The organism is Flavisolibacter ginsengiterrae DSM 18136 (assembly GCF_059568575.1).
Genome location: NZ_JCANTR010000015.1, coordinates 36,529 through 49,997, shown reverse-complemented (window position 1 = coordinate 49,997; position 13,469 = coordinate 36,529). Strand labels below are relative to the sequence as shown.

Sequence of the window (13,469 nt, the reverse complement as noted above, 5' to 3'; positions counted from 1 at the left end):
ATACATTATAGAATATTAATTCCGGAGAAATGGCCAATATCAAAAATCAAGTGCCACCTACTTAGATCCTTATAAAAATTATTATTTTATTCATCCCAAAAAGAATTCAATGCCAGAGACTTCAATGCGCCTGTTAGAGCGGGCAGGTATGACTTCACTTAAAAACACAGCAGGTGTTTATAGAGCAATCAATCATAAACTTCGTCGGCGAATAATAGAATTACTGCATAAAAACCGGAGGTTGACAGTAACCAGGATATCTAAAAAACTCAGACTTAATCAATCTCGGGCATCACAACATTTGGCTATTTTGAGAGCTGCTAACATTGTGATTTCCGAAAGAGAAGGAACATTCATTTTCTATTCAGTAAATTATAATAGACTAGGGTCGCTACACCAATATAGCGAATTCCTGCTAGAGAAATTTTAATAAACTAAACTCCTTTATTCTACACTGGAAAGGCAACCAATAAGGCTTGTGCAAAAAAATAGAGACTTCATCAACATCGTTTAATGGATGATACGTTATTTATATGGTTTCAAAAAATGAGACCATATTTTTTATAATCTAACTACTATTTTGTAGCGTACAAAACAGTTATACCAGACGCTTTTTTCTCATGTGAAGTTTTAAACAACTTCATATTATCCCCTGTTTCTACAGGGGATTTTTAATTTAAAATCAGAGAATTTGAGCAACTGTTTTAGAAATAAAAAACAAGGGGTTTCTTATCAAATTTGATCAGATACTGTGCTTTCAACCGGGGCAAAACGGGCAGAATGCATTAAAGATTTGATTTGCAGAGCTCTCTCAATATGTGTTGGGAAAAAACTGCTTTTAGCTATTGATTTACCTGAAGCTGTAAATAATTCGAAATAATAACCTTCTTTGGAGTTGAGACATTTATACCGGTTGATAAATATTACATTTTGTTTGACCAGAATAATGAGGGACTGGCATTTAGAAAAATGAAAATATCCTTCACTTTTGAGTAATGTCTGGCCATTATGGTCTACAAATTTGAAATAGTACAACCGATTGCATGCCCGGTATATAATAAAACGGGGTGCATCTTTTTGCATGCGTCGGTTACGACGGGAAGAACGTACATAAACAAGGGTCCGTAGAAACAGACCCCTGATACCAAAGTAATTTAAAACCCGAGAATGGAATGTCACAGATATAAGACGATTAATAAAAGTTTAAGTACTATTTAAGTTATAAAAGATGTGCTAATAAGTTTACATATATAGAAAGGGGAGTTTAGAGATAATATTCCTAATTCAATATGATCTGGCAAAACTTTCTACCTGGACTGACCTTTTATATGTCCGGCAACTTCAAAAAATAGTCGGTAACAGAAATATCTTATTATGGCACGCAATGATTAAAAACTGGCTGGATATGTAATTAATGTCAAAAAAGTATTTTCTTTACAAAAGAAAAAGCCCCGCTGACATTTGGAGGACGCTCAAGGTTGGAACTTTTATTGCGTTTTTTCCTCATTCAGACGGGACCTTAACTAACATTATTTTCAGCGCCTTCCAAAGGCGCTTTTTGATTTATTTTATTTCTGTATATGCTGATTGATCAATCATCTGGGATTCAAAGGTGAAGATATTATCTATTCACAACTACAGTATATTTTCGACATTTTCAAAATATGAATTAGTAATTTCTCTTAGTATGACCACGTGGTTGTACTAGTTATTGTTTGATTACATATTGTTATAAAATTGGCTTTAATAATAAATTTTCATTCAGTGTGGATACATAACATTAAGAACTATTTCATGGATATGGACGTAAGGCCAAAAGGATTTTGAAATTACCTTAAAGAGCATTCAAAGTATTAAATGAATAAGGAGATGTATCAATGGATCTCTAAAATGTGAGGCGAATATCCATAATACATACATAGCTTAAGTTGGCTGAAAAAAGGGTTTTTATTAAGTTTTCAGCCAAATATGATGGTATAATTGGCTGAAAATTGGATAATTTGGTATCTTTGCGCCAAATTAAAGCAGCATGCTGATTAGCAGAATAAAAGAATTGAGGGAATTGCGCTCCATAATGGAGGGGAAAGTTTCTTCATTTGTGGCTATATACGGGCGACGAAGGGTGGGAAAAACGTACCTGATCAGGGAAGCTTTTGAAAATAAGTTTGATTACTACCTGACCGGAATTGCAGGCGCATCGATGGCACAACAACTTGCCAATTTTCATCTTGCCTATTTGAAAGCATTTCCGAATGAAGAAGGTAGTGATGTTCCGGAAAGTTGGCTGGATGCCTTTGCGCTGCTCTGTGCAGCATTGGACAAGAAAAAGGGAAGAAAGATCATTTTCCTGGATGAACTTCCCTGGCTTGATAGTCCCCGATCAGGGTTTATACCAGCGCTTGAACATTTCTGGAATAGCTGGGCTAGTGCCCGTAAAGATATTGTACTCATTGTGTGCGGTTCTGCCGCCGCCTGGATGTTGCACCATCTTATAAACAGCCGGGGCGGGCTGCATAACCGCGTGACGCACCGGATACGCTTAAAGCCTTTTACGCTTGCTGAAACAGAAGCCTTCTTTAAAAACAGGGGGGCCGCCTTTGACAGGTATAATATTCTTTTGCTTTACATGGTTATGGGTGGCATTCCGTTCTACTTGGAAGCTGTACGTAATAATGAAAGTGCAGCCCAGAATATTGACCGGCTTTGTTTTTCGGAAGACGGGCTTTTAAGGGGAGAGTTTAACAACCTCTATAGTTCTCTTTTTTTACATGCAGACAATCATATAATGATAATAGAAGCCTTAGCAAAGAAAGGCAAGGGAATGACCCGCCAGGAAATTGTTGCCAAAACAAAACTATCTGATGGAGGGGGACTTACAAGAATACTACGAGAACTGGAGGAAAGTCATTTTATAAGGCACTACCCTTCTTTTGGAGTTAAGGAAAAGAAATCGCTATATCAATTGACCGACCATTACTCACTGTTTTATTTAAAGTGGATAAATGGCACATCCAGTTTGGATACAAATACATGGATTAATAGCCTGGACAGCCCGGCGCAGCGGGCCTGGAGTGGTTATGCTTTTGAGCAGGTTTGCCTGGGGCATGTACAGCAAATTAAAAATGCCCTTGGCATATCCGGAGTTCAAACGCATACTGCAGCATGGAAGGGATCACAAGGTGAAAAAGGTGCACAGGTAGACCTTTTGATAGACCGCAGGGACCAGGTGATTAATCTTTGCGAAATGAAATTTTCCATGAGTGCTTTTTCTATTGATAAAGCTTATGCAGCGTCATTACGCAATAAAATACAGGTATTCAGGGAAGAAACGGGAACCAAGAAAGCTATATATCTTACCATGGTGACAACCTATGGATTGGTTAACAACAGTTATGCTTCTATGGTGCAAAATGATTTGAGCATGGATGTGTTGTTTGATGACGGAATGAGCCTATGAAGGTAGCAGCAAAAAAAACTCGACATGGAAATAAAAGCTCCCAACTTATTGGGAGACATTCATACAGCTAAATATATCAAATAAAGATTTTTAATACATATGACAGTTGTATATGTAATTTAATAATTGACATGAAAATTGAAGATTTTTTAATAAAGACCATTAAATTTTGTAAGTCAGGAACGCCAGGACAAATGGCAATGAAAAAGTATTTTACACCCAAGAACTTACAAACTTTCGGGTCTTCGTAGTAAAATACTTTGTTCATCACCGTTCGTCGGTGTCCCAGAGGTTACTGCCTCTGCTCGCGCGTGAGGGATGGAAGCGGTAGCCCACAGCTGAGGGTATTGTGCAAGGGATATTGTGGCGAGGACTACAAGCGGACAGCCCGACCCGAAGGGTGGATTTGTGCGATGGCGGGGCACGCCCAAAGCCTCGTAATGCTATTAATTTCTTGCATTATTTAAGATAGACCTGAATGCTTTCTTCTTTTATGCCCGTGTATTCGCAGAACTCAGTAACGGTGATGAACTGACCTTTCTGCTTATTGTATTTTTTACGGATGGCGGCCATTAATTTCCAGGCGGCACGCTCTTTACGCCCCGTGATGTTCATGACATCTTTCATGTAAATGCACATGCGCGGTGGTATCTTTTCCTGCATCATACTGCACATTCTCCCTCTCCCCTTTTTTTCCGGTAAACTTCGATTTAAACTTTGCAGACGTGGCTGTAGTAAAGGTAATTATAATGGCTGAGCCTGATTATCTGTAACAGCATAATTATTAAAATTTTAAATCCATAATTCAATGGCAAGACAGACGGGTGTGATTACCTTAAAAGGAACTGTGGGAGGCATTTCTTTTTACAAATCAAGGGATGGCCATATGGCCAGGGAAAAAGGCGGCGTGGATGGCAACCGTATTAAAAATGATCCTGCCTTTGTGCGTACGCGGGAGAATGGTGCCGAATTTGGTCGCGCCGGCAAGGCGAGCAAACTGTTGCGCACCGCTATACGTACGATTCTTCAAAACGCAAAGGACCGAAGGGTGACAAGCCGGCTGACCACCGACATGCTGAAAGTGATACAAATGGATGCAACCAACCCGCGTGGAATGCGCAACGTAATTGACGGAGAGGCGGAACTGCTGCAGGATTTTGAATTCAATGCGAATTCTAGCCTGACTTCTACCTTGTATGCTCCTTATACACCGACCATCAATCGTGTGGCCGGTATGGCTGAAATTACCCTGGCACCGTTTATCCCCGCGAACGTGATTGCTGCACCGGCAGGTGCTACACATTACCAGTTGGTGTCGGCAGGCGCGGAGATTGATTTTGAAAATGAAGTGTATGTGGTGAGCCAAAGCGACTCGGGTCAGCAACCACTTGATACTGTTGCTACTGCACCAATGACGCTGTCTAATAACTTCACTGCGAATAGTACGCATGTATTGTTCCTTTTACTGGGTGTGTTGTTTTTCCAGGATGTAAATGGGGTGAAGTACCCGTTGAAGAACGGTGCTTTTAACTCGCTGGCGATTGTTGGGGTGAGCGGAGTGTAGGCCTCCGCCTGGCCACGAAGGCGCTAAGACGCGAAGGAACGCGAAGGAGCTCGCAGGCTCACCAGGATTTGAACCACGGGGACACCGGAGACACGGAGGGACACGGAGGAAGTTTGTAGTTCTTAAGGTTGGAGAGGCTTTTCAAAGGCGGTTTTTCTAAATGAAAAAAAGAGTTAGGAGGCTCACCAAAGAATTGACACCAAATGGGAGACACATAAGGACACAGAGATTGCTGGGAAAGCCTGGAAATGTAACGGGGAATTAAAATATGAGATTGGTTTAGGTTAAGGATACTTATTCGAAGTAATTTTCTTAGGCCAGGAATTTTTGGATAGGCAAATGCAGAAGAAATGGAACTGGAGCAGGTGAGGGTGTATTTCCCGAATGGATGCAATGGAGAACTTTATTATAATGGTGAACGTATCTGTTTTACGATAGAACTTCCATGGCTTGATAACAAGTCCCGCATCTCGTGCATACCGGAAGGCAGGTATGCCCTTGCTAAAAGATACAGCCCAAGGTTCAAACATCACTTACAGTTATTGAATGTTAACAGGCGTAGTCTTATATTAATTCATGCTGCTAATGATGCTCAAAAAGAGCTGAACGGCTGTATTGCTCCGGTTTCTATTTTAACTGCAGAAGGTAAAGGATCACAATCACGGAAGGCCCTGGAAAAATTAAGAAAACGGGTGGTTCCGGAACTGGATAAAGGCAATAAAGTTTTTCTCACTATTAAATCTGATATGTATGAAGCTGAGTGAAAGGATAACATCTCCTACTCCATCATTTTTTAAAAAAGTACGCACAATAGGATTGATATTGGCGGCAGTGAGTGGTACACTATTGACAGCGCCAGTGGCTTTACCTGTGGTACTGGTGAAAATAGCGGGATACCTGGGTGTGGCCAGTATGGTGGCCAGTGCTGTAAGTCAGACGGCTATATACGATGAAGCGTCACCTGGAGATATTGAAAGCTATGGACCATAATACAGTTGATACCAATACCAAGGCCGGCACTTTGGGTGGCACCTTGTTCATCTTTTTTCTGAACCTGAGTACCACGGAGGTTTTGAAAACGGTAGTGCTGGCTGGTGTGGGTGCAATTGTGAGCTTTAGCGTGTCGTTGCTATTAAAAATTTTAGTGGGGAAGTTTAAAAAATAGTTTTTGGTTTTGGTGATTTGGGATAAAGGGGCTGAAAGGCCCCTTTTCTTTGTTCGCAGGCTCAATGAATTTGAACCACAGGGACACGAGCGACACAGAGGGACACAGCAGAGAGTTTGTAGTTTCTGGTTTATAGTTTGTAGTTTTTTCGGTGGAAGGTGCTTTATAATAGCAGGCTTTTCTTAGATGAAAGGTGGGGGTTCGCTTCGCTCACTATTTATTTTCACCACATAGAACACAAAGGGAACACATAGGCACATAGAGAAGCTCTACTGTCGCGGTAAATTTGCCACGAAGGCGCGAAGGGGCACAAAAAAATGGCTGGTTATTGCACTGTTGTATTATGTAAGTAACCAGTTTTACCTTATAAGAATTATAAAGAAAAAAGACTTACGCATGGTAAGTCCTTTTTTGCTTTAAACATATTTCGGTAATTATCTTCTTCCTGTTTGTTCAAGGTAGGTGCTTTCGAATATTTTATCGGCATTGGCAGCTTCAAAGCCTTCACGGCGGTGTTCATCAGTTATTTTGTCAAGGGGTAAACCGCTGAAGTTTTTTAATACACGGCGTTCTGCAAATTCGACGTATGAGCCAGGTATCAAACCTTTTTTACCATAGGCAAAAACAGCTTCTACCATATGGGCAATGGTGCTGCTTTGCAACAGATCCCCATCTGCACTTTGCTTTATGGTGCCACCGGAATCGTTTAAAATGATACCATGCTTTTCCAGGAACTGGTTAAACTCCATAATAGTGTTATACCCTTTCTTCAAATTGTGAACAGCTATGGTAAAATGATTGAGGTAATAGCGATTGTAAATAACCCATGCTGCATACTCACTTTCCGATGCAAGACTTTCATAATCTGCCAGCGTAGGTATGCGCCAGAGTGAAGAATGCAGAAACAGGTCAACGGCATGGGGATCGCCTAAATCCAGCAAATCAACGGGATCTTTTTTGATAGAGCCAGTGTATGCACGAATAATGGATTCGGCCCTGGGACTGAGATCGGAGACCCTTAATTCTGAAATGAAAATTCTTGGAAATGCCTTTGATGGCGGTGCAAACCACCAGGCATCGAGGCATTTGCCTGGAAAATAATAATGGTCCTTTTTAGTGTATCCATAATGCAGGAAGATCTTCTCCAATGACTTTACTCCCAGGTTGGGGACACCTAAGGTGCGAAAGGCAATGTGATCGTTTTGAATTTCATCTTCTGAACTGATGATGCTTTCGCGGATCATTATATCAATAATCCTGGACACTTCGGGAACACGTTGTACATAGCGATTTACGAGACCCTCCATAATGAGGCGGAGGCCTGTTGATTTGTTCATATAGCAAGGTTTTAAGCAATCAATACAATTTCTTCAGAAAGAAATTGCGTGGTGCAAATGTAATTGTTGATGATGTTTCCAAAATCTATACGTGTAGGAAACACACAGTTAAAAAGGGGTAAGTAGAAACTTACCCCGTCATATATAACCTTATGTAGAGACCTTCATCGTATCTCTGCACCGTAAAGACGATTGCAGTTTACCGAGGTACTATTTTACATTGAGGTAACAATTATTTGGTAATAAAATGATTGGATTATTGCTGAATGTGTTTTAGACCTGGCCTGAATATATACCTGGTACTTATAGTACTTTTTGTTACGCGAATAGTCATTAGATGTAGGAATTATTCCATTTTTCATTTCGGTAGTTGTAAGGGGTATGGAGGACATACCCCTTTTTTATTATTTGGAAAGACGCATTTGACCAGCATGCATTTCTTAGGATGAAGCAATAGGGTTTGCTTCGCTCACTATGAGGAATTTGCCTCATAGACACATAGGTTGGACTTGCAAGGACGGGTGAGCCATCGCTTTTATTGCTTTAATATGTAATACAGTATAATATTTTATACAGGAATAGTATTGAAGATCCGTTGAAACGTCTTTATAGATAGTTAATTTTTAAGCATAAAAAGTAAACAAGGGTTTGTTTCTACTTACCCTTTTATTTTTCTAATTCATCTAAAGCGGTAATGCCAGCCTCCGTAGAAAAACAAGCAATTTTGTAGTTTTTCTTTCCATAAAAAATAGATCTGTTATTTAAACAACAGGCGAGTATGCAAAAGTAAATATCGCCGGTTTTGACTTCCCCGAGTCAGAATTGGGAAAGCCTAATGGCGGCAATTACCTGCCAAGTTGAGTATCCATAGCTTCGTCCAAAATAAATCATACTTCAAGAAAATGAGAAAAATATTGTTAGGTGGATTTATATTATTCACCGGTGCTACCAATGCGCAGTTAACCGAAAAGATAGAAACGGACCGGCCCGACCAGACCGAAAGCCCTTACCTGGTTCCCAAAAGATGGTTTCAATCTGAAACGGGGTTTAATATAGAGAACGAAAAAGATGGGAGCAAGACCTTTATCCATCCTACTATGCTGAATAAGTATGGAATCAGCAACAGGATTGAATTACGTCTGATAACGGAATATGTAACCGAACAGTCACCTCTTATCATCTCTTCTGAGAACCGCACTTGTACCGGTTTGCAACCGGTACAAGTGGGTGGTAAGATCGCTCTTTGGGAAGAAAGAGGTTTGATACCCAAAACCTCCCTTATAGCTCATACTTCCATTCCTAAAGCAGCATATAAAGAGTTCAGGCAACCTAAATGGGGACCCAACTTCAGGTTTACCATGCAGAACAGTTTATCTGATAATATTTCATTGGGCTATAATATCGGAATGGAATGGGATGGTGAAGAAGATGGCTCACCCAGTTATATATATACCCTGGCTCCCGGTTTCAACCTTGGTGAGAAATGGTATGCTTATGTAGAATTATTTGGCTTTCTTAATGCTGACAATCATCCGCAGCACTGCGCAGATGGAGGCATTGCCTACAATTTTTCAAATAATGTAAAGGCAGATATATCTGGTGGTTTTGGTATTACAAAAAACACTTCACTTAAAAACTATATCGCCATTGGTTTTTCCTTCCGTGTACCCGTTGGTAAGTCGAATTAAAAATGGTTCGCAGGCTCATTGGGATTTTGAACCACGCGGACAGGGCGGCACGGAGAGGCACAGAGAATTTTGCCGCTAAGACGCGAAAGCGCGAAGGAACGCTAAGGTTGTTCGCAAGCTCACAAAGTTTTAAACCACTGAGACACGGAATCACGGAGAGACACGGGGTTGCTATAAAGGCACGAAGGCACGTAGTAACACAAAGAGTTAACAATAACTAGTTTTCTATGTTTCTATGTGTAACCTGTTTTCTACCTGGTAAGAGTTCGCAGGCTGACCAACTGATTTTACTACATAGGCATATAGAAAGTTTGTAGTTTGTATTTTATAGTTTGTAGTTCGTTAGGTTGGAGATGCATATTTATTTCAGAGATTTTTTTAGATCTGAAAAAGAATTTTCACCACATAGGCACATACAGAGTTTCTAGTTTATAGTTTGAAGTTTGTAGTTGTTTAGGTTGGAGATGCATTTGGATAGCAGGCATTTTTTAGTGGGCAATGGTAGTTCGCAGGCTCACTATGAATTTTATTAGGATAGAATACCAGGAATAAAAGTTTTTGCAAACTTGTAACTTCAACTCTTCAATACTCGTTTTTCTTTATTGCCTGGATTGTGCATGGGATTGCAGGAATCTTTTAAAGGATTTTTGGAGGTGAGGGAGTAATTGATCATTGTCTAATTGACAATGTGCATGGTAGTTGAGAAGTCGTAGATGATATTGTAAATCTAACCTGAGATTGTCATCTTGCCTCATACCCTTGTTGGTGAAATCCAGACATCGACACCAGTTGTTTTCTATTGCACAAAGACGGGCCGCTTTATGACAGAGCACCAGTATTCGTTCTTTATTGGAAATATCTTCCAAAGATTTATACAACTCATTGAATAAATCATTATCTGCCTTGCCGGAAAAGAGACAAAGATTTAAACTACCTAAGAGTTTATAATACTGATGGCCAGATTGAACCAGGGTTTTGGATGTTTGAACTATTTTGACCTTTTTGCAGGCGGCGAGGGCAGCCTCGTTTACCATTAGTACACAGTGCAAATAGTAACCGGTTTCCAGCTTTTTTATTTTTGGAAAGGATTCAAACAGATCCAGCCATTCTAAAGCAGAGGCGTAAAACAAGTCAACATTCTTTGTTAAACGATAATAGATAACCTGGGCATTTAGAAAAAAGCTCCTGGGATAAAAGCTTAAGCCTGCAATAGTACCAGGATCCACAATATTTAATTCAAGTACCATTTTTTCTAATCCCTCTTGTTGAATGGATCCATATTGCTTATAATAGTTTTCAAGCCTTAAGGCCATAGCAGAATATTTTTCGTAGGCTAATAATTCCCCGGTCAATTTTTGAAGATCTTCCGTAAAAGTTTCAATATCTCCCAATCCTAATTCAAGGTTTATGTTCCTGCGGGTGTGCAAGGCCTGAAGGCTATAGTGCAGCTGGTGATATTCAGCGGCAACAGATCTTAATTTATTCAAAGACTTCCATGCCAGCGAACTGAATCCCTTCCTTTGTAATATTTCAATATGATCCATGAGCTGGTGCCATTGCAAAATGGGGTATTCCCTAACGCCTGTTATGCGTAAGCTATCCAGAATGATATTGAACAGCGAAAGCTTCATATTGGGCAGCTGCTTCTTATTACAGCCTTTTAATTTTTGAATGAGTTCATAGTCCTCATACGTATTCATTCTATTTAAAGCATTGAACAGTGATACTATTTTTAAATCTCCATGGCGGGAATTGCGACCGGCATAGCTGGTGAGACTCTTCTTCTCCCCTTTCCTGAGACTCCTGATCATTTGATGCAGCTCTTTTGTAGTTCGATTTTTCATACAGAATTATTTGAGCTGTTCATAGAGGTTTACATCCAAAACATCAATTTCCCTATTAAGTCGTTTTGATATCTGGTATACTTTTTCCTTATTTTCTGAAATGTGTAGTGTCACCCTTAGAATATCATCAGTATCTACCAATTGAGTTGCCATCTGGGTAATGATAAACCGTTGCCGGTTGAGGATGGTGAGGATACGGACCAAAACATTCTGGTGTTTTTCGGCATTGATGATTACTATAAATTTTGATTGTTCCATAATTGACATAAAAAAACCCGCCTGTTGGAGGCGGGTCAGTTAGAAATTTATTTAAGAATTTACATACAGACTCCTCCTCCAGGCATTGGGCTAATGACTGCGACTATAATAATGAAGGAGATTTGTATTGTAAATAGTATGTGCATAGATTGGGGTATCAAGGTTGATTGACGGTTGTGGGGAGTGATAGTACTATTGGGGTAGGGAAATAAATATTTATTGAGGGGGTTGCCTTCGGCAATTTTTATTATTTCCACTTTTTGCTTGTCCAAAAAGTGGAGCAAAAAGGACACCGCTGGCATAAACGCTCCGCGTATCCAGCGGGGGCCAGCGCACAACGGTCAGAACTATTGATTGGTAAATTTAATACGACTACAGTCTTACCTTGACTGTGTTTACTTCACTACTGTATCGAAGATTACTTAGATCGATCACGTGCTATGCGGAGAGGCTGAAGGCGCTGAATTGCGGAGATTTCGTTAACGACAATCGGCAGAGGAATCGAATACCCGCAATGAGGCGCTGGAACAGTCTTTTAGTTTGGAGTGTTTTTGGGTTGTCGTTACCTTGGGGAAGGGTGTTTTAGTAATTCATTGTCTTATACTTTCCTTTGTGCTGATTTGTGCCGCTGTGGCTCTGTGGTTCAAAAATACTTCAATTCTTAGTGCAACTTAGTGCCTTTGCGTCTTAGTGGCAATACCAATGACAGTAGGTTTAAAGGTTTTTTATTTCTAACATTCACTGAGGCTCAGGGGAATGTTCAGGGCGAGGCCACCTTCGGCGGTTTCCTTGTATTTGGTGTTCATGTCCAGGGCAGTGGCCCACATGGTGGCTACTACTGCATCTAAAGATACTTTTGCAAAATCGGGAGCGCTTTGCAGTGCCAGTTGGGAAGCGGTAATGGCCTTAATGGCGCCCATGGTATTACGTTCAATGCAAGGCACCTGTACGAGGCCTGCTATGGGGTCGCAGGTCATTCCCAGATGGTGCTCCATGGCAATTTCTGCTGCCATCAATGCCTGCCTCTGTGTGCCGCCCAATGCCTCGGTAAGGGCGGCAGCCGCCATACTAGAAGATACGCCGATCTCTGCCTGGCAACCACCCATGGCAGCTGAGATGGTAGCGCCCTTTTTAAAAATGCTACCTACCTCAGATGCCGTAAGTAAAAACCTGATGATCTTGTCCTCTGTAATGTCCGGGTGAAAAACAATATAATAATGCAGAACGGCCGGGATGACACCCGCTGCGCCATTGGTGGGGGCTGTGACTACGCGGCCAAAAGATGCGTTTTCCTCGTTCACCGCCAAGGCAAAACAACTGACCCAATCCAGGATGTATTGAAAGGAATGGCCTCCTGCCCTGATGGCATCAAACCATTCTTTATGAGAATTATAGGGTTTGCCTGCAAGCAATTTTTTATTTAGTTCTGCAGCCCTTCGTTTTACATTGAGCCCACCTGGCAATATGCCTGAAGTATGACAGCCACGGTAAGTGCAGTCACGCATGACCTCCCAAATTGTAAGCACTCCTTTCCTCGTTTCTGCTTCGGATCTCCAGGAGGATTCATTTTCCATTACAACTTCATGAATGGCCAGACCAGTCTTCATGCACCAGTGTAATAGATCACCAGATGTATTGACAGGAAAAGGAAGATGGATCTGTTCATTGTTATTGATCTCTCCTTCCCTCACTACAAATCCGCCGCCTATAGAATAATAGGTCTCAGCCATAGTATCCCCATTTTGAAATGCTGCCAAAAAACTTAAAGCGTTGGGATGAAAAGGAAGCGAATCGTTGAAGAGAAAAACAATCTCTGTTGCCGGATCGAATACGATTTCGTGAATACCCGAAAGCAGTAATCGCTTTCCTGCAGCTATGTCGTTTACCTTTGGAATGATCTGCTCCACATCAAAACTAACAGGATCATCATTGCACAAACCCAGTTGCACGGCTACATCAGTGCCATGCCCTTTACCGGTTTTGGCTAAAGACCCATACAGAAGGACTTTGAGGCTTGTAACTTTTTGCAGTTGATCTTTGTCCCTTAGTGTTTGAATAAACCGCTGTGCTGCACGCCAGGGACCCAGGGTGTGGGAACTGGAAGGCCCCACGCCTATTTTGAACATATCGAAAACTGAAATGGCTTCGTGTGACAA

At 41.0% G+C, this 13,469-nt stretch carries 13 protein-coding genes; 7 read left to right on the top strand and 6 right to left on the bottom strand.

Translation table 11 applies throughout. The features are described 5' to 3' along the window. Positions 1-109: 109 nt before the first annotated feature. Complete coding sequence (locus BP74_RS15410) at positions 110-430, top strand: ArsR/SmtB family transcription factor (RefSeq protein WP_496375250.1); 321 nt, start codon at positions 110-112, stop codon at positions 428-430. Positions 431-732: 302 nt separating this feature from the next. Here BP74_RS15410 and BP74_RS15405 read toward each other — a convergent pair whose 3' ends face one another. Continuing rightward, positions 733-1,083: a YegP family protein gene (locus BP74_RS15405; protein ID WP_496375316.1), complete on the bottom strand. Its 351-nt coding sequence runs from the start codon at positions 1,081-1,083 to the stop codon at positions 733-735. 946 nt (positions 1,084-2,029) lie between these two features. On the opposite strand from BP74_RS15405, the gene BP74_RS15400 reads away from it, so the two are divergent. Beyond that, a complete protein-coding gene (locus BP74_RS15400; protein WP_496375249.1) occupies positions 2,030-3,457 on the top strand; it encodes an AAA family ATPase in 1,428 nt (475 codons plus the stop codon). Between the two features lie 459 nt (positions 3,458-3,916). Here the strand turns inward: BP74_RS15400 and BP74_RS15395 are convergent, their stop codons facing one another. Beyond that, positions 3,917-4,132 (bottom strand): hypothetical protein, encoded by a 216-nt coding sequence (locus BP74_RS15395; protein ID WP_496375248.1) that lies wholly within the window; start codon positions 4,130-4,132, stop codon positions 3,917-3,919. A 133-nt stretch (positions 4,133-4,265) separates the two neighbouring features. Here BP74_RS15395 and BP74_RS15390 point away from each other — a divergent pair, with 133 nt between their 5' ends. The 4 genes from BP74_RS15390 to BP74_RS15375 all read left to right on the top strand — a co-directional run bounded on the left by BP74_RS15390 (position 4,266) and on the right by BP74_RS15375 (position 6,186). After that, positions 4,266-5,021 (top strand): hypothetical protein, encoded by a 756-nt coding sequence (locus BP74_RS15390; protein ID WP_496375247.1) that lies wholly within the window; start codon positions 4,266-4,268, stop codon positions 5,019-5,021. A 350-nt stretch (positions 5,022-5,371) separates the two neighbouring features. After that, positions 5,372-5,785 carry a DUF5675 family protein gene (locus BP74_RS15385; protein WP_496375246.1) on the top strand — a complete coding sequence of 138 codons (414 nt, stop codon included), beginning with the start codon at positions 5,372-5,374 and terminating at the stop codon, positions 5,783-5,785. Continuing rightward, the gene (locus tag BP74_RS15380) at positions 5,772-6,011 is read left to right on the top strand and encodes a hypothetical protein (protein ID WP_496375245.1); all 240 of its coding nucleotides are present in this window, start codon (positions 5,772-5,774) and stop codon (positions 6,009-6,011) included. The genes BP74_RS15385 and BP74_RS15380 overlap by 14 nt, the downstream gene beginning before the upstream one ends. After that, positions 6,001-6,186 carry a hypothetical protein gene (locus tag BP74_RS15375; RefSeq protein ID WP_496375244.1) on the top strand — a complete coding sequence of 62 codons (186 nt, stop codon included), beginning with the start codon at positions 6,001-6,003 and terminating at the stop codon, positions 6,184-6,186. Before BP74_RS15380 ends, BP74_RS15375 begins: the two co-directional genes overlap by 11 nt. A 434-nt stretch (positions 6,187-6,620) precedes the next feature. Here the strand turns inward: BP74_RS15375 and BP74_RS15370 are convergent, their stop codons facing one another. Next, positions 6,621-7,523 carry a DUF1338 domain-containing protein gene (locus BP74_RS15370; RefSeq protein ID WP_496375243.1) on the bottom strand — a complete coding sequence of 301 codons (903 nt, stop codon included), beginning with the start codon at positions 7,521-7,523 and terminating at the stop codon, positions 6,621-6,623. A gap of 902 nt (positions 7,524-8,425) precedes the next feature. On the opposite strand from BP74_RS15370, the gene BP74_RS15365 reads away from it, so the two are divergent. Then, positions 8,426-9,211, top strand: a complete 786-nt coding sequence (locus BP74_RS15365) for a transporter (RefSeq protein ID WP_496375242.1) — start codon at positions 8,426-8,428, stop codon at positions 9,209-9,211. A 599-nt stretch (positions 9,212-9,810) separates the two neighbouring features. Here the strand turns inward: BP74_RS15365 and BP74_RS15360 are convergent. The 3 genes from BP74_RS15360 to BP74_RS15350 form a co-directional block, all read right to left on the bottom strand. Beyond that, positions 9,811-11,055 (bottom strand): hypothetical protein, encoded by a 1,245-nt coding sequence (locus tag BP74_RS15360; protein WP_496375241.1) that lies wholly within the window; start codon positions 11,053-11,055, stop codon positions 9,811-9,813. Between the two features lie 6 nt (positions 11,056-11,061). Continuing rightward, entirely contained in the window at positions 11,062-11,313 is a 252-nt protein-coding gene (locus BP74_RS15355) for an ACT domain-containing protein (protein ID WP_496375240.1), read from the bottom strand. A gap of 731 nt (positions 11,314-12,044) precedes the next feature. Next, complete coding sequence (locus BP74_RS15350) at positions 12,045-13,469, bottom strand: L-serine ammonia-lyase (protein ID WP_496375239.1); 1,425 nt, start codon at positions 13,467-13,469, stop codon at positions 12,045-12,047.